We start from the raw sequence: 25,593 nt of genomic DNA on the forward strand, positions 1-25,593 counted from the left end.
ATACATTCCTTGGGAGGTCATCATGTCCATCGGCACTGTTTTCGTCAATAACCGTACCCAGGCCGTTCGTCTGCCTTTGGACGTGCGTCTACCCGAGGGTGTCCAAAAGGTAGAGATACGCGTCAAAGGTAACGAGCGCATCATCTCCCCCCTAGGCCAAACTTGGGACAGCTTCTTTCTGGGCGGGGCCACAGTTAGCGACGACTTCCTGCCGGAGCGCGCTACCCAGCACCAGCCGGAGCGGGAGGCGCTTTGATGCTGCGTTACTTGCTGGACACCAACATCGTCATCTACGTGTTGAAGCGACGACCTGTCGAGGTACTTTTCACTTTCAACGCCAACGCCAGCCGCATGGCAATTTCCTCCATTACCCTCGCGGAACTCTTGCACGGTGCTGAGAAAAGCAGCTGCGTGAGCGATAACCTGGCCGCTATCGAGGATTTTTGCAGCCGTCTAGAAGTTCTGCCCTATGGCCCCAAGGCCGCGCAGCATTACGGCGTCATTCGCGCCGCCTTGGAAAAACTCGGCCAGCCTATCGGTGTGAACGACATGCACATTGCAGCGCATGCTCGCAGCGAAGGCCTGGTGCTGGTGACGAACAATATGGGGGAGTTCGCACGAGTGCCTGCTCTGGAGGCAGAGAACTGGGTCCACACAGCGCAGTAATTTACGAGTTGTCGTGCATCAGTCGCGTAAAAGTGCGTCGACTGCCACGCCAAGTTTGCCGCGATAGCTGCGGCGGGGCAGCAGCTGACCTTTGAAGTGATTACCACGCCGACAGCGCTAGGCTGAACTGAGCCACTCGTGGTGAGCGGTCGTTATGGCCGTCACGATCACTACCCTTCATACAACAGGTAGTGCCTCCAAATACTGCTGTACTGCCAATACCGGGCACTCGACATGCTGTGCAGGTGATTAGCGCTTTAGCGAACATGAACGACCGGTCTAGCGCTAGCTGTAGAGACACTCCCGTCGGACATTGAGCCTCACGAACTCGCTGTCGACAAGCGGGCTTTCAGCATTCGAATTTAGCGAGGAAGAAACAACTCTAGCTATGGAGGTTCTCGACGCATATGGTGGGTTTAGCTACCCGCTGTCTGGTGTTACGCCGCCAAGTCGGGGGGCGGGTGCAGCCTTCCTCGCGCCTTTGCCTTGGCATAGGCGAGCTTGCCCACTGTCTGCTGCTTTTTGGCATCACCGGCGGAAGTAAAGTCAACCAGCGTATGCGCGGAATTGTCGGAAATTGGGTCAGCGTAGGAGGCAAGACCGAGATTCGCGAATTCTTGTATTGAAACGCCCCATGTTCCACCCGCCTCTTTGAGTTGCTTTCGCTGGAGATATCTTTCGTAAGCCTCACGGGGGGACAGAAGGCTCTCTCGGTCTGCAGATAAGTGACCCGCATCCTTCTCGGTGGGCGTAAATGACCGCGCCGAAGGGCGACCCTCGGTGATTTGGCTCGGATGAACCTGTCGTGTCAGAAGTTCAACGCTTGCGGGAAGAAGGGATGCGTCGTTAATTGGCATCTGGCATTTCTTCGTCCGACGACATCGCGTTGATGAACGTCATGAACTGAGACATGAGTTCAGTGCTCTGCAAGTCAATCACCATGTTGATGTCGTCGGCAGTGTCTGTATTCACAGCATTTAGGTTCACTTGCGAGCCTGTCTCGTTAACTTCGGCACTCGCCTCCCATGCACCAATCGACCACTCGGCTGCAATTCCTCCGCTCGGAAGCGGATAGAGGTGTGGGAGTGGAACGGGCTGCATGGATACATCTACCAAGAGGCACCGCATTGCTTCGATTGCTGCCGTCGATGGGGCCGGGTTCTCGTTGTCGTACCAGCCTGCTGGAGTTGCTCGTATCTCTTCCAGCCGTGACTCAAACGGCTGTGTCGCGCCACCTTCGCTGTAGATGACGTTCACTGAAAGAAGGCGGCGCAGGCGCTCGTTCTTGTCGTACAGACCTGTGCCGACCAGTCGCACGTTCTCGGAAGCGCGGTTGTAAGCTTTCCTGAACTCGAACTCCGTTGATGGTTGGAAATCGAAACTCCCACCGTTTACGTCGAGTACATGAATTGCGCCTTGCGCAACCACGCCGCCGTTCAGCACGAACAGCGCATCGACCGCGTTCTCATACGTGGTCTCTCGCGAAAGGACAATCTTCTTCCGAATGAAGGTGTCATAGCGAACAGCCTTGGCACCATTAAATCCCAATTCGATGAACTCGTCTTCATGCAGGCTTTGACCGAACGAATTGAAGAGCCCAGCGAGTTCGACCGGAAACTCTTGAGGTACGCTACCAGTCGATCCCACTGAGTCGATTAGATTGTCAATGTAGTCTCGCGCATCATCAAAGTCTGGATAAGGAGACTGATCTAATGATGACTGATTGGCTGCAAACTTCAACGGTTGCTGCGAAGACTGCGAGGCCACAGGGCACAAGCGCGGCATGTACGCGACTGCACTGCTGCCGCCTTCAATATGTGCCAGCCCAATCTGAAACGAATCTTCAAATCCTTTCGGGACTCGAACGCGCTCGCCCATTCTTCTCCTGAAGAGCATTTTCGCCACTTCCACCACCAGCTTGCGATACGCTGCGAGGTCAGGTAAGACCTCCAGCGGAATCGTATGATAGTCGAAGCGGCCTCCGGCGAACCGAAAGCGAGCAAACGAATCTTCGGCGGCGGCAGCTTCAGAGTTGATGGAAGTGTTGGGCACGCTGAAATGTACTTTGGGAAAAATGTCTCGGAATTAATCTACACTTAGCTGTAGTTTACTCCCCAACGGGGAGAACGATACCGTGAATCGAAGCTTTCCTTTCGAGGTAGACCTGAGCTACACGTATCGAAAACCAACACCGTTGGTTTTGAACTAGGACCTTGGAGACCCGTAATGTGGAGCGGGCCGGATGGTGCGCGTCGCGGGGCTATGTAGATGATATTGAAGCACTTGCAGACGGACTCAACGTTTATTAGCGACGTCTCGGTTGACTTTCTACAGAGCCGCCAGACCCGGTTCTGCTTCTGGCCGAAAGCAACACTCCTGAATGCACCCACATAGCTGCCATTGAAGGCGGTCGACCCGGTGTCGGAACAAAGGCCGCCTCCAATGACCGTGTCAGATTTCCGTCTGCTCGGAGATTTCAAGAGCGTCGGCGACCTCGATACCCAGGTACCTCACGGTCGATTCCAGCTTGGAGTGGCCGAGCAGCAGTTGCACGGCTCGGAGGTTTTTAGTGCGTCGATAGATCACGTAGCTTTGGTCCTTCGCATCGAATGGGTCCCATACTCGGAACGATCCAGACCAAGCTCATCCACCCAGTGCCCGAGAGTCCGAGCGTACTGCCGGGTTCCGAGGTGGGGGGAATCGTGGAGCCTGATCGCCATGGGTCACGTCGCGAACTTTGAGGGCGGATTCAAATCTGAAGTGCAACATCTGATCCGTTAAGGTCAGCCGATGCACATAAGCCCCAGAAGTTACAAGCAACTGCAACCAGAAGATCGAATGACGATCGCCAGTCTCAAACAGCAGAACTACAGCATCCGGCAAATCGCCAGCATGCTTCACCGCTCTGCCTCGACGGTCAGTCGGGAGATCTCGCGCAACAGCGAACAAGGCGTGTAGCTTCACAGAAGACTGCTTCGGGTCGAGAGCGTGAATTCACCGTTTCGAGCAGCGGCTGTGAATCTTTCATGAAACCCTCATGAATGCTGGGCTTCGAGATATGTGTTGAATGGCCCCAAGGGAAGTGATTTTCCTGAGAGGTCAGTTTATGAAGATGCGATTGAGTTCATCTATCGAGTTCGTTGTGCATGGTGGCGTCTTGTCGAGCTTGCTGATAATCCATAGAGGTTGTAAAATGCAACCTTAGTAGTTTCAAGATCTCTGAATCGCCTAAGGAAAAGCCTATGCCATCCGTTGTCAAACTTTCAGACGAGCTTATTAATGATGCTCGTCCGTATGCGAATGCGATGCATCGCTCTGTACCTAAGCAAATTGAGCACTGGGCTCGATTGGGAAAGGCCGCTGAAGAAAATCCAGATATGCCGATTTCAATGATTCAAGACGTATTTGTTAGCTTAGAAGAGGCCAAAGCGGGCAAGTTCAGCGAGTATCAGTTCGGATAAGTGTTGAATGCGAATTCTCACGACTCCTCGCTTTGATCGTTCGTTCAAGAAACTCCACAAAGATGAAAAGCAAGCATTAGATGCTGCTGTTCGCTCGGTTATCTCTGATAGTGAGATTGGTGAGTTGAAGAAGGGCGATCTTGCGGGGGTTCGAGTTTACAAGTTCAGGTTCAACAGAGAGCAGATGCTCTTGGCTTATGCCGCAAATACAAATCAGCAAGTAATCATCTTGATGGGCTACGGGACGCATGAAAACTTTTATCGTGATCTCAAACACTGAAATTTAGGGTTACAGATGGTGCTTGAGCACAATGCGATGGTGCAGCATGATTGCTGCAGAACGTGTAGGTATGTGATGGGAGGGGACAGCTCGCATAGGCAGTTGCATTGCGGCCTTTCTTACTATCAAACGCCAGCAGCCGAGCGTAGGGTTAACAAGCTCGAAAGTTATCCACTCGTGTCCCCAGAAAATGTTTGTACACATTGGGATAGCAAGTAATTTTGAGCTGCGGCATCATTTACACTGCCATGTTCTCGATTCTTTTTGTCAAAAAGTGTGCCCATCCCAACCTGGGTTTGACGGTGCTCTTGCGAACCGTCATTGCATTAGGCGTTCGGTCCTGTCGTCGCTGCACTTTGTCCATTATCTTCTCGTGCTCCCAGCGTCTGATGTGCCTGTATGAACCCATTCATGAAGGGGTTTAGGGGGCATGATTGCAATTGATTCAATGGCAGTCCATGTGGACGAGTATTCGCCACGGTGGTCTTGCAACATGCTAACAGCGCGCTTGCGAACTTCGGGGAAAAACGATTTGAATTGCTCATAGCTCCATCTTCTCAAAGGTTGGAGCCTGTTCAAAACACGGGGCGATTCAATGCAGCGTGCACGGGAGCGGTATTGTCGATAAATGGTAAGCTCGAAACGGAAGGCTCACAACAAGCCGTTGAGTCGAGCGTAGTGCAATGTTTGAGTACGGCTTTTTACATCTAATCGGCGGAATAAGCGCCAGAGGTGGACTTTTACCGTGTGTTCGCTGATGTCCAACTCAGTTGCGATGGCGCGATTGCTTAGACCACGATCCAGCATGCCGATGAGTTGCTTTTGACGTTTAGAGAGCTTTACTTCTTCAGAAGAACGGCTAGTTCCCTCATCTTGTTTGCTCGTAAACAAGTTAAGAATGGCAGCCGAGATCTCATTAACAGATGTGGATTTTTCGATATAGAGATCAGCACCGGCCGATATGCACGACTCTTGGGCGTCACCTGCGGCCATTGAGGACATTACTGCCAGTGGCACATCGGGAAACATCGTCTTGATTTCTCTTACTGCGTTTGTATCTTTGACTCCTGGTAGTAACAAATCTAATACAAAAAGTTTCGGTTCGCCATGTTTGATCACGGCGGCGGCTAGCTCGCTGAGTTTTCCGAGCTCAACAACTGTTGTTGCCGAAAATACGCGACGCAACAACATAGCAATGGCTTGACGCATCATGGGATGGTCGTCGATAACATAAAAACTCATTTCTACTCCAATCTCAAAATTGTATCTATTGTGGCATCTATGACAGACGGACGCAGGAGAGAAGTAATAGAAAGTATTGCTCGGAATTGCTAGGTGGTTGGGAGGCGCGGAGTTTCAAAAAGAGTCTTAATGGAGAAGTTGGTGACTAGAGCAGTACCGATGAGGATCACAGCACCACCCATAACGGTATGCAGGCCGATATTTTCCCCGAGAAACAACCAACCCCACAGAATACCAAATACAGGGATTAGAAATGTGACGGTGAGAGCAGATGTTGCTCCGACATCGGATATCAGACGGAAATAAAGAAGGTAGGCAATGCCACTACAGACAATGCCCAGAATTGCGACAGAAAGGACAATGCGTAGAGGGGGGAGATCCATCACAGGTGCAGACAGCCACGTGAGGGGGGCTAGAAGTAGTGTGGCGCCCCACATGCTGCCATGTGCGTTTGCAAATGGGGCAACTGATTTCGCTGTTTTTGCGTAAGTTGTGGCAATCCCGTATGACATTGCTGCAGCCAATCCTGCGGCGATTGCAATAGTCCCGTTTTCTTGCAAGGTGAGCGCTTCAACACCCGCAAGTACGCCAACACCAATGAGCCCTAAGGTCATTCCTAAGGTGGCTTTAATGGTAAGCGGCGATCTGAACCAGAGCGCACTGATGACTGCGGCCCAAATGGGGGCTGTTGCATTAAGGATGGATAGAAGCGACGCGCTAACTGTTTTAGCAGCGTAGGCGAAAAGAAGGAAGGGGATGGCTGAATTGAACAAGCCAAGGATCAAATAGTGTTTCCAGTGCAAAGAAACAAATAAGTTTTGTTTGCTGTAAGTACTGATTGCAAATAGAAAAAGAGCGGCAAGGCCGACACGACAAAATATCAACAGAGTGGGGCCCAGAACAGGGGCGCCGATGCGCATGAATAAAAAAGATGCTCCCCAAATAGCGGACAAAAGCAACAAACGAAAAAGACTTGAAGAGTTCATTGACGAAGGTGCTCATGTAAGGTGCTAAAGGGGAGCATCAAGCTCCTATGGCGGGGAGTAGTGGAGACAACTTTACTCAGGCACGACGGCTGTGGCTTCAATTTCAATCTTGGCCCGATCTTCAAGTAGGTCGGCGACTTGAACGAGAGTCATCACAGGGAAATGACGTCCAATGACGTCCTGATAAGCTTTTCCGAGCGCACGTGAGTGCTGGAGATATTCGGCTTTATCTTTGACATACCAAGTCATTCGTACTAAGTGCTGTGGTCCTGCATTGGCGCAAGCTAGGGTCTGGACGATGTTTCGCAGGGCTTGGCGACATTGCTCTACGAAATCGTCGGTTTCGAATTGGCAGTCACCATTCCATCCAATCATGCCCGCGACAAATATTTGTTGTCCTCGAGTCTGGATGCCGTTGACGTAACCTTTAGGGGGTAGCCATCCATCGGGTTGAAGTACGTTCCACATGTGTTACTCCTTAAGCAAGTTGTTGTAATTTGAAGCGTTGAACCTTACCTGTTTCGGTACGGGGAAGTTGGTCAACGAAGATGATTTTTCGGGGGTATTTATATGGTGCAAAGTTATCTTTGACGAATTGCTGCAAAGCCATTTCCATTTGTGTAGAGCCAACGTATCCCTCTTTTAGTACAACAAAGGCGGTGACAATTTGGCCGCGATCTTCGTCGGGCGTTCCAATCACGCCACACTCAGCGATGGCAGGGTGCTCTAGGAGTGCATTCTCGACTTCAGGACTTGCAATGTTGTAGCCGGCGGAGACGATCATGTCGTCGTTGCGCGCTAGATAGCGAAAGTAGCCTTGTTCATCCATGATGAAGGTGTCACCAGGTAGATTCCAGCCATTTTTTACGTAATCCCGTTGCCTAGTGTCATCGAGGTACCGACACCCTGTAGGTCCACGAACAGCTAACCGACCAGGGACACCAGGAGGTAAAGGGTTCATTTGGTCATCAACAATTTGCGTTCGATAACCTGGGACTGTGTAGCCGAGACAACCTGGCTTGACGTGTTTCCCTGCAGATGCGATGTAGATGTGAATCATTTCTGTGCCGCCAATACCGTCAGTGATTTCTTGGCCTGTACTTTTCTTCCACAGCTCTCTTGTTGCATCTGGTAGTGCCTCTCCGGCAGAGATTGGGTGGCGCAAGCAGCTTAAGTCAAATTGCGGAGCAATTTGTGCCATCTGACGGTAGAAAGTAGGAGCTGTGTAGCACTGAGTTGCGCGGTATTGCGAGATCGTCTCTAGAAGTGACAGAGGTGTGTATTTTTCTATCAAGATAGAAGAGGCGCCATAGCGTAGGGGAAATGTTAAGAGTCCACCTAGACCGAACGTGAAAGCCAATGGAGGTGTACCGCACACTATGTCTCGGGACGTCATTTCTAAGAAGTGACGTGGAAACAGATCGCACATTGCCAAGATATCGCGATGAAAGTGCATCGTGCCTTTGGGAACACCCGTGGTTCCGCTTGTAAAAGCGATCAAGCAAACATCATCACGGCTGGTTGTGCATGCTTGGAAATCCGCATTGTGGCGAAACATTTTTTCTTCTAAACATGTACTTGAGGACGTGCCACCAAAATGCAAGATTTTTTGCAATGACGGAGTGTTGTGCGGGTGGAGAGGATCTAAGCAATGATCTAGCTCATCTGCCAATGAGGCGGCACAAAGTGCGGCAGTGATTTGTGCTTTGTCTATGATTTTCTGCAGTTCTGCAGAACGTAACAAAGGCATGGTGGGAACCAAAACCAATCCAGCCTTAATGCCGGCGAGCCAACAAGCGGCGGTCATGGGGGAGTTTGCGCCACGCAGCAACAGACGGTTGCCGCTTACTAAACCCATGTCGGAGACTAACACATGGGCGATGCGATCTACTTGTTGTTGCAGTTGTTCGTAAGTCCACGTGAATGGGCCGAGGGGACTTTGTCCGTGAAGTGCGGGCAATTTTCCGTTTCCGGCAATAACATGACGATCAACGAGTTCGTTGGCGACATTGAGCTGTTCGGCGTATTGAATCTCTGGACGATCAAAGATAAATAGAGGCCATTGTTCCTTGGGGGGGAGTCGATCGCGGGCAAATGTGTCTACATGCGAGGAGGGGAGAAGGTTGTTGATGCACATGGTGGTTCAATCGCTTTCTTTGAGCAATTCGCGCGCGATGATGAGTTGTTGCACTTCGCTCGCACCTTCGTAGATGCGCAGGGCACGAATTTCCCGATAGAGGGATTCAACGATGCAGCCTTTTTTTACCCCCATGCCCCCATGTAATTGGACGGCCATGTCAATGACGTGTTGGGCGTTTTCGGTGGCCGTGAATTTAGCCATGGCGGCTTCTTTAGTGATGCGCTGACCTTGATCGCGCATCCACGCTGCGCGATATGTCATGAGGCGAGCCGCGTCAATTTGCATGGCCATATCTGCTAGCTTGGCTTGGCTTAGTTGGAACGAGGCCAAGTTAGTTCCGAACATTTGTCGGTTTTGCGCCCATTGCAGGGACTCATCAAGAGCCCGCTGAGCAAAGCCAAGCGCAGCGGCGGCAACAGAGGTGCGAAAGACATCCAAAGTCGCCATGGCCACTTTGAAGCCTTGACCAGATTCACCTAAGCGTTGCGAGATTGGGATGCAGACGTTGTCTAACTTCAAATGAGCTAAAGGATGTGGGGCTATGACATCTATGCGTTCGGCGATAGAAAAGCCTGGCGTATGAGCATCAATAATGAATGCACTAATACCGCGAGAGCCCGGGGCCTCATTAGTGCGCGCAAACAGCACATAGAAATCGGCTATGCCGCCATTAGATATCCAAGTTTTTTCGCCATTGAGAACGTAGTGATCGGCTTGGATGTGTGCCTGACATTGCATGGCGGCTACGTCGGAACCTGCTAGAGGTTCGCTTAGGGCAAATGCAGCGATGGCGTTGCCATTCGTGACGCGAGGTAAGTAACGTTCTTTTTGTTCATCTGTGCCAAATAAGCTAATTGCGCCAGAGCCTAGACCTTGCATGGCAAAAGCGAAGTCTGCCAATCCTTGGTGCCACGCAAGAATTTCGCGTGTCAAACAAACGCTGCGTGTATCTATTGAATTGGCAATGCCGCCATATTGAGTACCTGCGACAGCATGACGTAGCCAACCATCTTGTCCAAGTACTTGAACCAGCTGCTTACAAGCGTTGTCAACGGTAGTATCTTCATGCGACACATTGCGCAAATGTTTATGTCCCCAGGCATGCAACTGCGAGTGCAATGTTCTATGTGTGTGATCAAAAAATGGCCACTGCAACGCTTGTTGCCATGAAGCGGAGGTTGTATGTGTTACAGCACTCACAATCAGTCTCCCTTGAAGACGGGTGTGCTTTTGGCGACGAAGGCGTTGTACGCGCGGTGAAAGTCATTGGTCATCATGCAGATGGCCTGAGCCTGGGCTTCGGCCTCGATAGCCTCATCGAGGCCCATGTTCCACTCTTGCTTAAGCATTTTCTTTGTCATGCCGTTTGCAAAAGTGGGGCCACTGGTGAGCTCGATTGCGAATTGCTGTGCCTGTTCAAGCAAGACATCTGGTTCGCACAATCGATTAAAGAATCCCCATTGCTGGGCTTCATAGCCTTTTAAGGCGCGACCAGTGAATAGGAGCTCACTGGCTCGCCCTTGCCCGATGGTTCGAGGAAGAAGGGTGCATGCCCCCATATCGCAGCCTGCGAGGCCGACGCGATTGAAGAGAAAGAATGTTTTGCTGCGTGCTGTGCCGAACCGCAGATCAGAACCTAACGCAAGCATGGCGCCTGCGCCTGCACTGACGCCATCAACTGCTGCGATGATGGGTTGTGGACATGCGCGCATGGCTTTGATCACATCACCGGTCATGCGAGTGAACGCAAGTAGGCCCGGCATATCGAACTTGGTGAGTGGGCCGATGATTTCATGTACATCACCGCCGGAACTGAAGTTCTCTCCAGCTCCGCTCAAGACGATGGCATCAACATCATCTGCGAGGCACATGGAGTTAAATAAGTCGCGAAGTTCTGCGTACGAGTCAAACGAGATGGGGTTCTTACGCTCTGGGCGATTCAGAGTGATGGTGGCGACACGATCTAGCCAAGAAAAATCAAAGTGTTGTGCTTTGTAGTCAAAGAGGGAAAGTCGATGACGTGGCAAAGAGTGAGGTTGTCCAGGTAGGTGCTTCATGAAGTGTCTTTGGTGAACGATGCGTGTTTAACCAGCAGACTCGCCGCCATCAACGGCAATGGCTTGTCCGTTAATGCTTCGAGACTCGGCTTGGCAGAGCCAGAGAACACATGAAGCCACTTCTTCAGGGCGAATCATGCGTTGTTGTGGATTGCGACGCGTGAGTAAGCTAAATGCTTGTTGAGCCGTTTTGTCCGTATTTCGAACGATGTCCTCAATGGCCTGTGCGGCGATCGCTGTTTCTGTATAGCCTGGACAAACAGCATTTACGGTGATGTGATTTCTTGCCAGTTCAAGTGCGAGAGATCGTGTCAATCCGACGACGCCATGTTTTGCGGCGGTGTAGGCGCTGACGTGTGCGTAGCCTTGCAATCCAGAAGTGCTGGCGATATTAATGATTCGGGAGGGATTGAGAGCTGATCCGGTTGTTCGAAGAGATGGAATTGCAGCGTGTATGCAATTGAAAGTTCCCGTGAGATTCACGGCTAGCATTTGGTTCCATAAATCAGGACTGGTTTGGTCAATGGAGCTGCTTTTTGCTTGACCTGCGTTGTTAACAAGAACATGAATGGGGCCAATGGCTTGGATTGCTTCTGAAAATCCTTTTTTCACTTGTTGCAAATCGGCGATATCTACCGACTGAACAAACTTGCGACCATGTCCCGGTAGGTCGCTTGCCATTGCATGGAGTGCTTCTTTGTTCCTGCCCACTAAGGTCAAATTTGCATCAGCTGTTGCAAGTAGTTGCGCAATAGCGGCACCGATGCCGCGGGCGGCACCGGTGATGACGATGTGCTGATGGGATAAGTCAATAGATATCGTCATTTCTTTTGAGCGTTAGATTGAGTTGCTGCACGTTCAAAGTTAGCTTCGAGTTGACGCTTCGCGGAAAGGTAAGGCTTATGCCAAGCTATGTTGGTGTAACCAACGCGAGCGGCTTCAGATAGCGTCCATGCAGGATTGGCCAAATGCGGGCGGGCAATGGCGCAGAGATCGGCACGTCCTGCGGCGATGATGCTGTTGACGTGATCAGCTTCGCTGATGGCACCTACAGCGATGGTGGCGATTCCCGCTTCTTGGCGGATTTGATCTGCAAAGGGAGTTTGGAACATGCGACCATAGATAGGCTTTTCTTGCACGCTCACTTGTCCAGATGAGCAGTCAATCATGTCTGCGCCTGCTGCCTTAAAAGCTTTAGCGATTTCGACGGCATCAGTAGGTGTGATGCCTCCATCAACCCAATCGTGAGCGGAAATGCGAATGCTCATAGGAAGGTGCTTAGGCCAAACTGCGCGCATGGCCTTGAAAATTTCAAGAGGCCAACGCAAACGATTTTCTAGACTACCCCCGTACTCATCGGTGCGTTTATTTGTGAGTGGGGAAATGAATGCAGAAAGAAGGTATCCGTGCGCACAATGCAACTCAAGCCAGTCAAAACCTGCGTTAGCTGCTCGACATGTTGCTTGTACAAACTCATTCTTGATTTCTTCTAGACCTGCATGCGTGAGTGCGACGGGTGCAGTGCCGCTGGGCATATAGGGCTCAGTAGAAGCAGAGCACAAAGGCCAGTTGTGGTCTTCGAGTGGATGGTTAGCGCCTTTGCCTTCCCAAGGGCGGTTGGTGCTGCCCTTTGGTCCTGCATGCCCGAGTTGAATGCCAATCTTGGCATCGCTGTTCTGATGTATCCAAGATACGATGCGGGTAAAGGCCTGTTGTTGGACGCCATTCCAAAGTCCGGGGCAATAGGGCGTGATGCGCCCTTCTGGACATGGGGCCGTCATCTCAACCATTACCAGACCCGCACCGCCTAGTGCACGCGAGCCGAGGTGGACGAGGTGATAGTCACCAGGTATGCCATCAACCGCGGAATACTGCGCCATTGGAGAAACAACAACGCGATTCTTCAACGCTACGGAACGCACCTGGTATGGTGTGAACATTGGAGGGATTGGAACATCGGTTTGTACATTTGCTTTTTTTGCAAACCATTTCTCATAGTTCTCAAGCCATGTCTTGTCCCGTAGACGTAGATTTTCATGACTAATGCGTTGGCTTCGCGTGAGCATTGAGTACATGAATTGTTCGGGTTCGAATTGTTCGCAGTAACGAGCATCACAAACTTCGAACCATTCCATGGCGTTCCATGCGGCATTTTGTAGGCGCAGAGTTTCAATTCGACGTGCCTCTTGATATGAGTTAAGCACGTTGGTGATTTGCGAGGCGTCGTGGCCGTGCTGATCAAATTGGCGGGTTAGCTCTATGGCATCTTCGAAGGCAAGTTTGGTTCCTGAACCAATGGCAAAGTGGGCTGTATGAACGGCATCCCCCATTAAGACAACGTGGCTACCGTTTTGGTTTTTCAACCACCACTGTTCGCAGACAACACGCTGGAAACTTAACCAAGCTGAGCCGCGAAGATGGCGAGCATTGGTCATCAAAGGGGCACCTTGCAATGATTCTGCGAAGAGCTTTTCGCAAAATGCGATGGACTCCGTTGAGTCTGCCTTGTCTAAACCGTGAGCGAGCCATACATGTTCGGGACATTCCACAATGAATGTGGTGGTGTCGTTGTCGAACTTGTAGATGTGCGCTTGAAACCAGCCGTGTTCAGTTTTCTGGAAGTCGAAAGTGAATGCGTCAAAGAGGCGATTAGTGCCGAGCCAGATATAGCGATTGGGGCGCGTGACGATGTCGGGCTTGAAGACATCAACGTGTAGATCACGGATTCTCGAATTGATGCCATCACTTGCAATGATTAGATCTGCGTCGGGGTAATCGTTATCCGAGTTGGCTTCGGTTTCGAAAACCAATTTAACGCCTAGTTGTTCGCAACGTTTCTGCAAGATGTTGAGCAACTTCTTGCGACCAATGCCGACGAAGCCATGTCCGCTGGAGCGTAGGGTTTGGCCTTTGAATCGTAGTTCGATGTCATCCCAATGATTGAACGCGTGCTGAATTTCAGCCGCAGTTGTTGTGTCCCAGACACGCATGTTTTCCATCGTCGCATCTGAGAAAACAACACCCCAGCCGAAGGTGTCGTACGGGTGATTTCTTTCGACCACGGTAATGTCGTGCTGCGGATGACGAAGCTTCATCAACAAACCGAAATACAAACCAGCAGGCCCGCCACCAAGACAGACAATATTCATAACATTTACCTCATAAGACTTTAGAAGTAAATTATTAAATACTACAAGCTATGGAGTGTTTATGGAAAACCCCCGAAATTTGATTGCCAAAAGATTACATATCGGCGCACGGTTGTTTCGTCACTCGTAAATACCTAGAAAGTCGTATCGATAACGAATTGCGTATTTAAAAGCATTCGTTATGCTCTCTTTGGCTGTCTTTTTTGAACTCGTATTTGTTAATGAACATGCTGAGTCGTAAGAGAAAGCATTTTTAATTCACTTTTTAGGAGAAGCGTGACATGAAGAAATTTTGTTCAGCCTTAGTGGCAACAGGGTTGGTGTTTCCGTTGGTTGCATATGCAAATGAAGCGGGGGCAGTGCAGAGTGAGAACAACATTAAGTTCTATGGGTTTGTTCGCTTTGATGGAACTCACGATTTAGGATCCAACAACACAGCGAATGGTGATTGGGCAAGTTTTTTGCAAAGTCAACCAATTGAAGGATCAATCGACTCGAAGAAACGTGGTGGTACCTACTTAACGGCGCGGACCTCAAGATTCGGGTTTGATGGCAAATTGGCAGGGGGTACTGTAGGCTTCAAATTAGAAGGTGATTTCAACGGTACAACAGCAGAGGGTGGCCAAACAGGGCGAGCGGCTAACAACGGGACAGGTTTGCGAATTCGTCACGCATACGTGGAGATTCAGAATTGGTTGGTCGGACAAACATGGTCAAACTATGAAGACTTTGCTGGCTTGCCTGAGACGGTTCAGTTCAATCCCTCTTTAACTGCCGCCGCACCGAGGCAAGCACAGGTCAGATACACGGTCAATCTTCCGACCTCGCAGTTGAGCTTCGCCGTCGAAAACGGGGGAAGTTATACGAGCGGAGCTTCGGGTGCAGATTTTGATAAGGGGGTCGATGTCACTGCGCGCTGGAACAAGGCTGGTGATTGGGGGCATGTCTCTGCACGTATGGCCTCTGTCGGTTACAACACCACGGATAACAGTGGCGTGACACATAGTGCGCGTGGTTACCAAGCTGGGTTGAGCGGATCCACGGTTGTTCCTACTGGCAAGTTTGTGTATGGGGCATTTACAGGTAATGGTGGGGGGCGTTACGCGTGGGGCTCATTGTTCCAAGGGGCTGTGTTGACCAATAGCGGAATCAGTCTTTTCAAGTCGCACGGATCCCACGTTGGGTACACGCATAACTGGTCAGGAACGCAACGCTCTAATTTGGCTTATTCGGTTGTGAACTTCGCAAATAACCCTAACGCAATTGCAAATGAGAGTAACAAGAAAATTTCTCAAATGCATCTCAACTTAATTTCTAATGTGGCTAAAAATACAGAGCTTGGTGTTGAGTATGCTTACGGGAAACGCACGTTGATGAATCCAACTGGTGACAACTACGGAGTAGAGAAGAGATTGAATGTTGCACTAACAACAATGTTCTGAAAGAACAGGCCTTCGGTTCGAAGGAGTCGTGGGCCTGTCGGTTCTATCATTACCAATAGTGGCACTCACCCAAATCTTTAGACATATCCCTGATGTCCACCCAAATTTCCACACCTGAAGTGATCGGGGGCAGGGTCTCAACGCCGACACCTGTGGGCAGGACGCATGTTCTGGCTTTCCCCGTAGGAAGGCCAAGGGGAGAATGTCTTGAAACCCAACTAACGCGCCACCGTCATCACGCTGCTGTAGCGCGACACCCCATAGCGTGAGATTGCCCGCATCACCGGAATCACCGCTAAACCACTCGCAGCTATCGCACCGCTGGCTGCTTGATCCTTCAAACTACTAGCCATATCACTGAATTAGAAGTTAGCCCAAGGTGTTAAGATTATTGCAAAACATGATGGTTTATATTTGCGGTAACAGTTGAATTACTCAAATGCTGTTGCGCGAACTGAGCAGGCTCGGAATCGGCAATGCGTAAGTTACGCCGAGCATCTTCTATTTCTAATACTGAAGTAAGAACTGGGCACGACCATTAAAATACCCATTAGATCTTGCACCACTACCTTGGAGATGAACTTGTACTGGTTCGAATTCAATTCGAACGTAGTTAATTACCCCTGAGACAGCTCTCCCAGAATAAGAGCCACCAACCATATCTCTGAAATTCCTATCGACAACTCCACCATTGACGGTTTTAATTTTTGGATGAACTAGTATTTTATCTGTGCCAAACCCAGATAATATCAATGCGTTAGTAATAGGGTCGGAATCTTGCAGGGCGATAACTAATTGGTAATTCGTGTCAGTATCGCATTTAAAAGAAATGTTTGTAGACATCGGTGTGTTCTTCAACTCAAATTTATCATTTCTTCCCTTAATTAGGGATGCATTAGCTCGAACTTGACTTACAGGAGCGTCTATCACACACAGTGCTGAAGCTGTGCTTGGAAGTATTATTGTATCTATGATTAGGAGAAAGAGACAATTTCTAGCATGTTTCAATTGTGCCAAAATGGCACTCTTAATGTAGACAATTTGAGCCAAGTTATTCATTCCCTTATGACGATGATGTTCTCTATTTTGTCATGATGGACTACTTGGAGAACAAGGCTGGAGATGGCCTCTGTCGTATCGATGTTGAATAACCGCTCGTGGCGAGCTAGGACAGTCCCTAATCCGTTTATTTTAGTACCATTCAAGATATACTGACGGATATTAATACGGGAGTCACCCATATTCTTCACAAACAAGCTCAGCTTTCTCCCATTTTGTTTATATGATGCAACGACTTTCACAAGTTCCTTTTCTTTCTTCGAGAAGTCCGAAACATAGACTGGGACTGTAATCGCCATACCAACTCCAACATTCGGGGTCACAGTTTTAATATCAGCGAGTTTTTCATTTTCTTTTTCAGGAGTTGGAATCAAAATCTCATTAAACATAACTCGATATAAACCTTCTCCTTCTATCGAGTCGCCAACATATCTGACTTTGAAGACAGCACTATCACCCGGATTCACCCTATGAACTGGTGGAAATATTTCTAGATCATTACTAGGGACGGTTGACAAATTTCCTAGTTTGTCCATGTCCCAAGCAAGCCCTTTGCTTGTGATGAAGATAGTATCGTCGCGGTCGTTAAATAGAGTGAATGTGATTACTTTATTAAACCCTTTGGTAACATTGAGCTCGCCAACTAATTTATCCACACCTAAGGCCGAACATACAGAATATGAAATGTACAATGCTAGACCAAAAATTCGAAATTTCCAAGACATTTTGAATCTCCAAGAAGAAATATTCATTTGAACTCTGTAATTAATTGCACTGTAATGTCGACATCGTTGCGTTGTGTTGATGCCTCAATTCTAGGTCCGCTGGTAGTTGAACGATACATCTTTCCCTACTTCTAGGTATCGTTACAAGAATGGACGTAATATCGTTAGGTAAATCCTCTAGGAAGACTTCGCCATTTTCTAGAACGTACACATGTTCACCAAGATTGAGGACAGAACCAGTTGGGACAACATTACCCGCCTTAAAAATCAATCTTATCCACCCTTGTCTCACATTCTTGACCTCTGGCTCCCAGTATGTCGCAGTCCATGGGTCTGGATTTCTTCCTACCAATACATTGGGTAATTTAATGTTGTTCGGAACTTCTTCTGCCGCGACTCTTAATGAAGGGGTGATATTTGTTCCATACATTGGGATAACTGCATAACCATCCTGATTAGTTACAGATTTTACGATTCCGTTATTATCTTCTACAGTTCTATTGCTTAGCCCTTTCAAGCGAAGAACGGCCAAGCCATTCTCGACCGTGCGAGTCGTAATAATATTTTCATCAAAAAAGATCAGACCACCAGACTCATTGAGGCCTAGGGAGTAACTTCCATCATTTTTAATTCGTACATTGGCCTGATACGCCCCATGCCATGGATAATAATTAACGGAGCTATTGATATTAGTCGTAGATTGGCCATACGGTTGCTTCGTTATATCCGCACCCATTGAGTACTGCGTTTCATTGTTAGCCGTATTCGTATATGAGGTTGAATAAGATCTCATTGCATCGTGATTGTCAGAGCTATTTAGACTAATACTATTCATTAGATGAGCCTTATCTAGCGCAATCGTTGCTATTAAACCTAAAACAAATGATCGGTTGTTGTCTGTGCGCTGTTCAGTTCCATATAAAGAGATTCCCCATCCTTTTGTGACTGGGACACTCCAATTAAATCCGAAGCTCGAAGATATAGGGCGAGAGTCGATTGATGATGATCTCAAGAACGAGAGTCGACCGGCTCTTCCCGCTGGGACTTGCAGACTATGTCGGATGTTTTTGCATATGCTTTCTTCCCCTATTGAAAAATTTGACGCAGGACAACTCTGCTGTGTAAGGCCGGAATACCAACTCGCATGCTCGGAATGTAAGTTGATTCCCCAATATCCATTTTTCTTGGGATTAACAAAATTTTTCTCAATGGAACGATTCTGACCAGCGCCAATTGATAGCCAAGTCTTTGGAATAAGATCGAAGGAAACACCCCTCGCATGTGAATACTTCCCAAGTGTTGCTGATAGTTCGCCTGTTAGATATTTGTTGATTCCATATCGATAAAGGAATCCTGTTCCAATATCATTTATCTCAGTTAAACGGATATTGTTGGATCTTGTGCTGTTTTTAATTTGCCCGAAAAACAACTTCCAGTTCGCCTCGCCAGTTGGTAGCAATTGGGGTGTTACTGGTATAAATTCATTCCATGTCCGAACCTCACGTCCTGAGTCGTCGACCAATGTTAGGGCGTATTGGCCATTATCAGAAGCGTTGGAAGTAAGATGGGAGAGAGGCAAGCTGTAATAACCTGCTGAAATTGGGATTTCCTTTATTAAAACGCCCCTTGCTCGAATCTGAATTCTGCCAGGAACATCAGCAAACCCTTGTATCGATCTTATTTCATCTCTAGGGCGACGATGCTCTTCTGATTCTAATACCAGTCCATACAAAGTAGTCGCGGCCCCCGTATTATTCACTACGTTCAATCCGAACTTGGCCGTGAACCTTTTCTCAGGGAAACTGCGTTTCCAACTTGCATCACGTAGAAATCCGAAAGATCGTCCATTTGCATTGGATGCGTATCCATCTAGTGTGAATAGGCCAAAGGGGGAATATTTTTTCCCACTTATTCCTAATGTTATATTTGTCATTTTAGTCTGCTCGAACCAAAAGCCAGTTTCATGCTGTAGGGCATACACGTTTATGGGCGATCCAAGAGGAGTCTGGCGCAACTCGCTAGATATGGGTGTTTCCCTAGCAGCAGCCTGTGGCTCATAATCGGAAGGGCTCACGTGAGCCCTTCCTATGTTTTTACCGTCCAATCTCTCTATTTTCACCTTTGTTTTCCAAAATGGGCGTCCTTCGCAAATTAGTCCATCTGGAATTTTCTGGAGTTTCACGCGCTCGAAGAACAATCCTTCTAAGTAAAGGGAGTCATCTCCATGACGAACACATGTTGCATATGCACCCATAAGAGATTCATTGAGATAAATTAGCCTGTCACTAACTTGTATATCTGTTTCTGAGACCGCACTTTGAGCGATCATTAAGAAAGCAAGCGCTAATCCCTCACTTCGTGAGCTTCCCAAATCTTTACATCACCTTTTAGTAGTCCACAGTAACCCTTGCTGCTCCCGTAAATACATCTCCAGTTGGCTTTCCCACTTTTGCTGCGGAATTTGAATTGTAAAAAGTGGGTCGCCATGTCACCTCTGAGATAAATTCACTTGCACTTGCCGTTTTGGCCAAGAAAGCTGTTGAATACGGTCTCGTCAATCCTGAATAATTGGTATAACTCCACCCAGCGGGGACCTTGTCAATTGATACCTGCTCATATTCGAGCATCGCAGCACCACCGAAAAATGCGACGGGTGGAGTGGATGAATCCACTAAGAATTGTGTCGCCACCCACCCTGCTGCCCAAGGAACCGAGCCAGGTGCTGGGGCGACTAGAAATCCGGTTATCACGGTGGGCTCACTACAAGTAATTGTTGTTGTGATCTCTAGAGCTGGGCTCGTAACTCTATTGGACATGCCAACTCCAGGAGTGGTAATGCCATGTGCTGTCAAATAATTCCCTAGTGACAATGTTGAATTTGTTGCAGTGGGCAATTGGAGGGCACCTTTCGAATTAGTCACTTTGCAGGATGGTGAACTAACGGCTAACGAGATACCAATGTCAGCAGTTGCGGTGGCAGCCACTGCGCTGTTCGCAAGGCATACGCCTACCAACCAAATCGCAGCCGCGGGTACTTTCATTCTCAAGAAATGCATGATGATTACTCCTGTTAAGACATGTCTATTTTATTACAACCAGAAAGAAAAACAATACTAAAGAATCTTTAATTTTGCGCATGGAAGGTTGCAACTAACCGGGCGCGGTGTGCCGTTCCAAAGTAGTTTCTTTAGCGCCATGGGGTTGAGAGGCAGAGTCAAGCTGTGCTGTGAAATTGTTTACATGTGTTGGGGAATGTCCGTTTTTTTCGCATACCAGACAAAATACACAACGCTAAGGAAAATCAAAGCAGGGATGCCAAAGACCAATGTCATTTGGAATTCCTTTGTGAATGCGGTGGTGATCATGATGGCCAGCATGAGAGCTCCACCCAAAAATGTCAGGTATGGAAAACCAGGCATGCGAAAGGGCAAGGCTTGTGAGTTTTCATTGCCCCACTTCTTCCGGAAGAAGAAATGAGTGACAAAGATCATGAACCATGTGAACAGGGCACCAAACATTGAAACGGCCATCATGAGGGTGAAAGATTGCTCTGGAGCAACGATACTTAGAACGGTTGCCAGTGCAATGCCGCCAGTGGAGAGCAGCAATCCCAGCATTGGAATGCCACGTTTGTTAAGACGGCCGAACTGTTTAGGTGCATAGCCTGCGCAAGACAAACTAAACATCATTCGTGTTGTGATGTAGAGCTGGCTATTCATTGCGGAGAGTGCTGCGATAAGAACAACGAAATTCACCACGCCTGAGGCGCCAGAAATGTTGACCGCAGTCATAACTTTGACAAATGGACTTTCTTCATGGCCGGCTTGGGTCCATGGGACGATGGCAAGCATGAGACCCATTGTGAGTAGGTAAAAGAGTGCTAAGCGGATGAGTGTTGTACGAACTGCACTCTTGATGGCTTTTTCTGGCTCGTGTGCTTCGCCAGCAGCTACCGCAATCATCTCGATTCCAAGGTAACCGAATATCGAGACGATGACTGCAATCCACATTCCCCATAACCCTTGCGGGAAAAAGCCCCCATGTTCGGTGTAATGATGAAACCCGGGAATTACGTCACCAACTCTTGTGGCGGGACCAAAGACGACATATGAACCAATCATGATGAATGCAAGGATGGCAACGATCTTGATTACCGAGAACCAGTATTCAACGAGGCCAAAAATATTGACACTGAACGCATTGATCAGGACTAGGGCAAGAGAGAAAGATGAAATCCAGAACCAACTCGGTATGTCTGGGTACCAGAACTTCATGTAAATGCCGATGGCCGTTACTTCAGTTCCAACGGCTAAGACATTGCATGCCCAGTAAGCATAGCGAACCATGAACCCTGCCCACGGTCCCATGTAGTGTTCTGCGTACGCACCAAAAGATCCTGAGGTGGGGTGAACAATGGTCATCTCTGCGAGGCAACCCATCAGGATCAGGGCGATGAGCGCGCCAACAGCGTAACTGAGGATCACGCTTGGACCGGCAAAACCAATCGCCAATCCACTTCCTAAGAACAAACCGGTGCCGATTGCGCCTCCAATTGCAATCATGCCCATTTGTCCTGCGCTCAGGACCTTCTTGAGCCCTTGCTCTTGCTCGACGATTTGCTGGAAGCTATCCATAGATTTGCTCATGCAGTCTCACTCCTTGAGGTTTTATTGTTAAACGATGGCGACAGCTCGATCCTGTGGACCGGTGCGCGTCGCAGTAGGCACTTGTTGTGCAGAAGAACTCCGAACGGGTATTACCGAAGGCTAACTCGATAAATAACCCATTAGACTCATTATTGTTTCGTTTAGTAAATAATACAAACTAATAAGCGGGGGTGTTTACCCTAGTCTTTGAATAAACTTTGAATGGGGAAAGTAATGCAAGTTGTTGTTTTGGGTGGAGGAGTCATAGGTGTATGTACTGCGTATTACCTTGCAAAAGAAGGTGTTGATGTCATCGTGCTGGAGGCGGGTTCAGACGTCGCTACGGCGACGAGTTACGCCAATGCAGGGCAGATCTCCCCTGGATATTCCACGCCATGGGCAGCGCCAGGCATGTCTTTGAAGGCGTTGAAGTGGATGTTTCAAAAGCATGCGCCGTTGAGTGTTGGGTGGGATGGAAGTTTGTTTCAATTGCGTTGGATGTTGCAATGGTTTTCAAATTGCAACGAGTCGAGTTACACGCGTAACAAAGAACGGATGATGCGCATTTCGGAGTACAGCAGGGATTGTTTGCAACAACTCAGAGCAGAAACGGGGATCTCATATGAACACAGATGCGCGGGGACATTGCAACTTTTCCGTGAGCAGGCTCAGGTTGATGCTGCACAAAAAGATATCCGTGTTTTGCATGAGTGTGGAGTTCCATTCGAGCTTTTGGATCGAGATGGAGTGATTCGGGCTGAACCAGGGCTTGAAGGAGCGAGCGCACTGATTGCTGGTGGGTTGAGATTGCCCAAAGATGAAACAGGAGATTGCCGTTTGTTTACGCAAGAACTTTCTCGGATGGCGCGAGCGTTGGGAGTCCGTTTTCAGTTTGGTATGAGGGTCGAGAAGTTGTTGAATGTGGGAGACAAGATTACAGGGGTTCAGTATGAAAAAGGCGGAAAGCGAGGTGTGCTGTCTGCAGATGGTTATGTAATGGCAATGGGAGTTGGCTCTCGACAAGCTCTCTTGGATGTTGGAGTAGGTGTGCCGGTTTACCCCGTGAAGGGATATTCACTGACGATGCCGGTGTTAGATCCTTCTCGTTCACCGATATCTACAGTTTTAGACGAGACGTACAAGATTGCGATTACACGTTTTGATCGGCGGATTCGTGTGGGTGGGATGGCCGAGTTGAAAGGTGTAGACCGTACGTTGCCGAGTCAACGCCGCGAAACGTTAGAGATGGTGGTCAAGCAGTTATTTCCTGGTGGGGATTTGTCGAAAGCGGAATTTTGGACGGGGTTGCGTCCGATGACTCCGGATGGTCCTCCGATTGTGGGTGAAACGTTTTTTCAGAACCTCTATTTGAATCTCGGGCATGGAACGCTGGGCTGGACGATGGCCTGTGGTTCAGGTCGATATGTGAGGGATTTGCTTCTGGGAAGAGAGACGCAAATCAGACAAGAGGGATTGTCGATGCGACGTTATAGCCGCAATGTGATTTAAATCTAAGAGGAGACAAGAAATGACGCGACCAAGCCAAGCATTGATAGACCTAAATGCGCTCTTGAGCAATTACAAGAAATTGCGTACGTTTCATGGCGGAAAGGCATTTGCTGTTTTGAAAGCGAATGCATATGGCCATGGGGCTGTGCGATGCGCGAGAAAGTTAGAAATAGATGCAGATGCATTTGCTGTTGCATTTCTGGAGGAAGGGCTTGAGTTGAGAGAAGTAGGTATCCAAAAGCCCATACTTTTGTTGGAGGGCGTTTTTGACGTTAAGGAGTTGCGCAAAGCGGCCAATCATGGTTTTTGGGTTGTTGTAAGTCGACATGAACAATTGGAGATGATTGAGCAATGCTCTAGTGCAATGCGTGGACTTAATGTGTGGCTCAAGTTTGAAACGGGGATGAATCGCTTGGGGCTGGATGGTTCTTTGGCGTGTGAATATATATCGCGACTGTGCGCGACCAAGGCGGTATCAAAAGTGAGTTCTATGACACATCTTGCTTGTGCAGATGTTGAAGGGGATGACTTCTCAACCAAGCAAATTGAAAAATTAATGAATGCGACGAGGGGGCTTGATTGTGAATTGAGCTTTTGCAATTCTGCGGGGGTCTTAAGCTCAAAAGGCCCACCCTCAGACTGGGCCCGATTAGGAATTGCAATGTATGGGGTTAATCCTGTGCCGGGTAGTTCGTTTTCCCTAGAGCCAGTAATGGAGTTAAAAAGCCAAATATTTGATGTGAAAAATGTCAAAGAAGGAGAAGGGGTCGGATATGGTTGCGCCGTACGAGTTAGTCGAGACTCTAGAGTAGGTATTGTGGCGTTGGGTTATGCAGATGGCTATCCGAGGAATGCGATGGGTTGTTCGGTGTTGGTTGATGGCCAGCTCACGAAAACATTGGGTGTCATATCAATGGACATGCTCGCTGTTGACATTACTGATCTCGGAAATTCAGGTCAGGGTAGCCAAGTTGAGTTGTGGGGGAAACACATTCGTGTTGCAGAAGTTGCGCAATACGCTCGAACAATTCCGTACGAGCTGCTTTGCAACGTTAAGAGGGTGAGCTTCTCGTCGGTATAAACATAGCATCCGGCATGCCAGCTTTCGCAAAATGCAGAAGGCTACTTTTTATAAGTTAGAGTCCAGCGACTGCTTGTTGCTTGTGAGATCAATGCCCAGCGCCAAGTACATCGCCCTAGCTTTGAATTGGATGTAATCCAAGTAAACAATGGAGTACAGCACGAGGAGACCGCCAACACCTAGACAAGTTTGTGTTTTCACTGATTGAAAATCGGCAACATTGCGCGCCACGACCGACATGCCATTCACGATAGCGGTCGCTTCAATGAACGCATCGCGCTAGCCGCGTGAATTGGGATCATGAAGTCGTGCGCAACGGCCGTATCAATAAAGACGTTCGTCCGGAAAGATAGGCAAGCACTCCTGAAGCTAACTTGGCAGGGTCCGCGGCGACAAAGTCACGCATGTACGTGTGCGTCTATCTCAATTTGTCGCCACAACAGTGGGGCGGAGCAACGCGGCGCATCCACTTAACATGGACACGTAATGAAAGCGCTGTCATGCAGTTTCTAACAAGGAAGAAGCTTTGATTTAGAAACGAACTCCAAGAGCAAGACTTAAACCTCGCGTTGACTCAGAGTTTGGGCCTCTTCCATACATCATGTAATCAATTTGCCCGTAGTAATTCTTTGTGAATTGCATTTGCATGCCAAAACCGTACGCTACGTTTGAGACAGTCCCGCCTGCCGAGCCTCCAAGCAGAGCGCGATTGAACCCTATGCGACCGAAGAGTTCAACATCTTCTGCTACGGAGGTATGAGGCTTCAAGAATACGCCGCCCATGGTGGCTGTTACTTCTTCGTCCTTGTTGACTGTTGTGGCTGCCATGCCTTCCAGTGCCCAGTTTTCATTGATATCCATGCCAATGGTGATGCGAGACAGCTTTGGCCTGACCTTTGATGCGTCAGGGAATTTGACGATTAAAGGCAAGTGTGCAATCTCTCCATAAAAGACGGGAGAAGTTTCTTGCGGTTCGTCTTGGGCGAAAACGCTGTGGGTCGAAAGCGTAGAAATAATCAAAAAATAGAACTTCAATTTCATGAGCGCCCCCTGCCTTGTGTCGTATGTCCGATAAATCTTTTCTAGATTGTCAAAATTGTACAACAAATTAATACAAATTGTTTTATAAGTAGTAATAGAATACTCTATA

General features: G+C 48.6%; 22 protein-coding genes and 3 pseudogenes. 8 read left to right on the forward strand and 17 right to left on the reverse strand.

The features are described 5' to 3' along the window. Nucleotides 1-22 precede the first annotated feature (22 nt). Nucleotides 23-256 (forward strand): type II toxin-antitoxin system VapB family antitoxin, encoded by a 234-nt coding sequence (gene vapB, locus LINBF2_RS12950; RefSeq protein WP_281891430.1) that lies wholly within the window; start codon nt 23-25, stop codon nt 254-256. Further along, complete coding sequence (gene vapC, locus LINBF2_RS12955; RefSeq protein ID WP_281891431.1) at nt 256-666, forward strand: tRNA(fMet)-specific endonuclease VapC; 411 nt, start codon at nt 256-258, stop codon at nt 664-666. Before vapB ends, vapC begins: the two co-directional genes overlap by 1 nt. 437 nt (nt 667-1,103) lie before the next feature. Here the strand turns inward: vapC and LINBF2_RS12960 are convergent, their stop codons facing one another. The 3 genes and pseudogenes from LINBF2_RS12960 to LINBF2_RS12970 form a co-directional block, all read right to left on the reverse strand. Further along, a complete protein-coding gene (locus LINBF2_RS12960; protein WP_281891432.1) occupies nt 1,104-1,523 on the reverse strand; it encodes a hypothetical protein in 420 nt (139 codons plus the stop codon). Continuing rightward, nucleotides 1,513-2,718: a hypothetical protein gene (locus LINBF2_RS12965; protein ID WP_281891433.1), complete on the reverse strand. Its 1,206-nt coding sequence runs from the start codon at nt 2,716-2,718 to the stop codon at nt 1,513-1,515. The genes LINBF2_RS12960 and LINBF2_RS12965 overlap by 11 nt, the downstream gene beginning before the upstream one ends. Nucleotides 2,719-3,117: 399 nt before the next feature. Then, nucleotides 3,118-3,377, reverse strand: a pseudogene (locus LINBF2_RS12970) (tyrosine-type recombinase/integrase); the annotation flags it as partial. Nucleotides 3,378-3,456: 79 nt separating this feature from the next. On the opposite strand from LINBF2_RS12970, the pseudogene LINBF2_RS12975 reads away from it, so the two are divergent. The 3 genes and pseudogenes from LINBF2_RS12975 to LINBF2_RS12985 all read left to right on the forward strand — a co-directional run. After that, a pseudogene (locus tag LINBF2_RS12975) lies at nt 3,457-3,606 on the forward strand (helix-turn-helix domain-containing protein); the annotation flags it as partial. Nucleotides 3,607-3,908: 302 nt separating this feature from the next. Further along, a complete protein-coding gene (locus LINBF2_RS12980; protein WP_281891434.1) occupies nt 3,909-4,127 on the forward strand; it encodes a hypothetical protein in 219 nt (72 codons plus the stop codon). 7 nt (nt 4,128-4,134) lie between these two features. Continuing rightward, nucleotides 4,135-4,407: a type II toxin-antitoxin system RelE/ParE family toxin gene (locus LINBF2_RS12985; RefSeq protein ID WP_281891435.1), complete on the forward strand. Its 273-nt coding sequence runs from the start codon at nt 4,135-4,137 to the stop codon at nt 4,405-4,407. Between the two features lie 651 nt (nt 4,408-5,058). Here the strand turns inward: LINBF2_RS12985 and LINBF2_RS12990 are convergent. From LINBF2_RS12990 to LINBF2_RS13025, 8 genes are all read right to left on the reverse strand, one after another. Continuing rightward, the gene (locus LINBF2_RS12990; protein WP_281891436.1) at nt 5,059-5,649 is read right to left on the reverse strand and encodes a response regulator transcription factor; all 591 of its coding nucleotides are present in this window, start codon (nt 5,647-5,649) and stop codon (nt 5,059-5,061) included. 89 nt (nt 5,650-5,738) lie between these two features. Next, complete coding sequence (locus tag LINBF2_RS12995; RefSeq protein WP_281891437.1) at nt 5,739-6,635, reverse strand: DMT family transporter; 897 nt, start codon at nt 6,633-6,635, stop codon at nt 5,739-5,741. A gap of 72 nt (nt 6,636-6,707) precedes the next feature. Then, complete coding sequence (locus LINBF2_RS13000) at nt 6,708-7,103, reverse strand: RidA family protein (protein ID WP_281891438.1); 396 nt, start codon at nt 7,101-7,103, stop codon at nt 6,708-6,710. A 10-nt stretch (nt 7,104-7,113) separates the two neighbouring features. Beyond that, entirely contained in the window at nt 7,114-8,772 is a 1,659-nt protein-coding gene (locus tag LINBF2_RS13005; protein WP_281891439.1) for an AMP-binding protein, read from the reverse strand. Between the two features lie 6 nt (nt 8,773-8,778). Then, on the reverse strand, nt 8,779-9,975 hold the full coding sequence (locus LINBF2_RS13010; RefSeq protein WP_281891440.1) for an acyl-CoA dehydrogenase family protein: 1,197 nt from the start codon (nt 9,973-9,975) through the stop codon (nt 8,779-8,781). 2 nt (nt 9,976-9,977) lie between these two features. Further along, entirely contained in the window at nt 9,978-10,832 is an 855-nt protein-coding gene (locus LINBF2_RS13015; protein ID WP_281891441.1) for an enoyl-CoA hydratase family protein, read from the reverse strand. Between the two features lie 27 nt (nt 10,833-10,859). Further along, the gene (locus LINBF2_RS13020; RefSeq protein ID WP_281891442.1) at nt 10,860-11,657 is read right to left on the reverse strand and encodes an SDR family oxidoreductase; all 798 of its coding nucleotides are present in this window, start codon (nt 11,655-11,657) and stop codon (nt 10,860-10,862) included. Continuing rightward, a complete protein-coding gene (locus LINBF2_RS13025) occupies nt 11,654-13,981 on the reverse strand; it encodes a bifunctional salicylyl-CoA 5-hydroxylase/oxidoreductase (protein ID WP_281891443.1) in 2,328 nt (775 codons plus the stop codon). Before LINBF2_RS13025 ends, LINBF2_RS13020 begins: the two co-directional genes overlap by 4 nt. A gap of 281 nt (nt 13,982-14,262) precedes the next feature. On the opposite strand from LINBF2_RS13025, the gene LINBF2_RS13030 reads away from it, so the two are divergent. Further along, on the forward strand, nt 14,263-15,423 hold the full coding sequence (locus tag LINBF2_RS13030) for a DcaP family trimeric outer membrane transporter (protein WP_281891444.1): 1,161 nt from the start codon (nt 14,263-14,265) through the stop codon (nt 15,421-15,423). 507 nt (nt 15,424-15,930) lie between these two features. Here the strand turns inward: LINBF2_RS13030 and LINBF2_RS13035 are convergent. The 4 genes from LINBF2_RS13035 to LINBF2_RS13050 all read right to left on the reverse strand — a co-directional run bounded on the left by LINBF2_RS13035 (nt 15,931) and on the right by LINBF2_RS13050 (nt 21,853). Beyond that, the gene (locus LINBF2_RS13035) at nt 15,931-16,473 is read right to left on the reverse strand and encodes a hypothetical protein (RefSeq protein WP_146180645.1); all 543 of its coding nucleotides are present in this window, start codon (nt 16,471-16,473) and stop codon (nt 15,931-15,933) included. Nucleotides 16,474-16,478: 5 nt separating this feature from the next. Next, the gene (locus LINBF2_RS13040; RefSeq protein WP_281891445.1) at nt 16,479-17,234 is read right to left on the reverse strand and encodes a hypothetical protein; all 756 of its coding nucleotides are present in this window, start codon (nt 17,232-17,234) and stop codon (nt 16,479-16,481) included. 13 nt (nt 17,235-17,247) lie between these two features. After that, nucleotides 17,248-19,578, reverse strand: coding sequence for a hypothetical protein (locus LINBF2_RS13045; protein ID WP_281891446.1), 2,331 nt, complete (start codon nt 19,576-19,578; stop codon nt 17,248-17,250). Nucleotides 19,579-20,443: 865 nt separating this feature from the next. Then, complete coding sequence (locus tag LINBF2_RS13050) at nt 20,444-21,853, reverse strand: amino acid permease (protein ID WP_281891447.1); 1,410 nt, start codon at nt 21,851-21,853, stop codon at nt 20,444-20,446. A gap of 234 nt (nt 21,854-22,087) precedes the next feature. Between LINBF2_RS13050 and LINBF2_RS13055 the strand changes: the two genes are divergently transcribed. Both LINBF2_RS13055 and alr read left to right on the forward strand, forming a co-directional pair. Then, a complete protein-coding gene (locus tag LINBF2_RS13055) occupies nt 22,088-23,362 on the forward strand; it encodes a D-amino acid dehydrogenase (RefSeq protein ID WP_281891448.1) in 1,275 nt (424 codons plus the stop codon). Between the two features lie 19 nt (nt 23,363-23,381). Continuing rightward, nucleotides 23,382-24,443 carry an alanine racemase gene (gene alr / locus LINBF2_RS13060; RefSeq protein ID WP_281891449.1) on the forward strand — a complete coding sequence of 354 codons (1,062 nt, stop codon included), beginning with the start codon at nt 23,382-23,384 and terminating at the stop codon, nt 24,441-24,443. A 48-nt stretch (nt 24,444-24,491) separates the two neighbouring features. Here the strand turns inward: alr and LINBF2_RS13650 are convergent. Next, nucleotides 24,492-24,761 (reverse strand): annotated as a pseudogene (locus LINBF2_RS13650) (hypothetical protein); the annotation flags it as partial. A 213-nt stretch (nt 24,762-24,974) separates the two neighbouring features. Then, entirely contained in the window at nt 24,975-25,484 is a 510-nt protein-coding gene (locus LINBF2_RS13070) for a hypothetical protein (RefSeq protein ID WP_281891450.1), read from the reverse strand. Nucleotides 25,485-25,593: the final 109 nt, after the last annotated feature.

It is taken from the genome of Limnohabitans sp. TEGF004 (assembly GCF_027924965.1).
In the GTDB taxonomy this organism is placed as follows: Bacteria; Pseudomonadota; Gammaproteobacteria; order Burkholderiales; family Burkholderiaceae_C; genus Limnohabitans.

Bases quoted from the DNA above. Each gene is read 5' to 3' on its own strand.
- vapB (WP_281891430.1), top strand. From the start codon at position 23: ATGTCCATCGGCACTGTTTTCGTCAATAACCGTACCCAGGCCGTTCGT.
- vapC (WP_281891431.1), top strand. From the start codon at position 256: ATGCTGCGTTACTTGCTGGACACCAACATCGTCATCTACGTGTTGAAG.
- LINBF2_RS12960 (WP_281891432.1), bottom strand. From the start codon at position 1,523: ATGCCAATTAACGACGCATCCCTTCTTCCCGCAAGCGTTGAACTTCTG.
- LINBF2_RS12980 (WP_281891434.1), top strand. From the start codon at position 3,909: ATGCCATCCGTTGTCAAACTTTCAGACGAGCTTATTAATGATGCTCGT.
- LINBF2_RS12985 (WP_281891435.1), top strand. From the start codon at position 4,135: ATGCGAATTCTCACGACTCCTCGCTTTGATCGTTCGTTCAAGAAACTC.
- LINBF2_RS12990 (WP_281891436.1), bottom strand. From the start codon at position 5,649: ATGAGTTTTTATGTTATCGACGACCATCCCATGATGCGTCAAGCCATT.
- LINBF2_RS12995 (WP_281891437.1), bottom strand. From the start codon at position 6,635: ATGAACTCTTCAAGTCTTTTTCGTTTGTTGCTTTTGTCCGCTATTTGG.
- LINBF2_RS13000 (WP_281891438.1), bottom strand. From the start codon at position 7,103: ATGTGGAACGTACTTCAACCCGATGGATGGCTACCCCCTAAAGGTTAC.
- LINBF2_RS13005 (WP_281891439.1), bottom strand. From the start codon at position 8,772: ATGTGCATCAACAACCTTCTCCCCTCCTCGCATGTAGACACATTTGCC.
- LINBF2_RS13015 (WP_281891441.1), bottom strand. From the start codon at position 10,832: ATGAAGCACCTACCTGGACAACCTCACTCTTTGCCACGTCATCGACTT.
- LINBF2_RS13020 (WP_281891442.1), bottom strand. From the start codon at position 11,657: ATGACGATATCTATTGACTTATCCCATCAGCACATCGTCATCACCGGT.
- LINBF2_RS13025 (WP_281891443.1), bottom strand. From the start codon at position 13,981: ATGAATATTGTCTGTCTTGGTGGCGGGCCTGCTGGTTTGTATTTCGGT.
- LINBF2_RS13030 (WP_281891444.1), top strand. From the start codon at position 14,263: ATGAAGAAATTTTGTTCAGCCTTAGTGGCAACAGGGTTGGTGTTTCCG.
- LINBF2_RS13040 (WP_281891445.1), bottom strand. From the start codon at position 17,234: ATGAATATTTCTTCTTGGAGATTCAAAATGTCTTGGAAATTTCGAATT.
- LINBF2_RS13050 (WP_281891447.1), bottom strand. From the start codon at position 21,853: ATGAGCAAATCTATGGATAGCTTCCAGCAAATCGTCGAGCAAGAGCAA.
- LINBF2_RS13055 (WP_281891448.1), top strand. From the start codon at position 22,088: ATGCAAGTTGTTGTTTTGGGTGGAGGAGTCATAGGTGTATGTACTGCG.
- alr (WP_281891449.1), top strand. From the start codon at position 23,382: ATGACGCGACCAAGCCAAGCATTGATAGACCTAAATGCGCTCTTGAGC.
- LINBF2_RS13070 (WP_281891450.1), bottom strand. From the start codon at position 25,484: ATGAAATTGAAGTTCTATTTTTTGATTATTTCTACGCTTTCGACCCAC.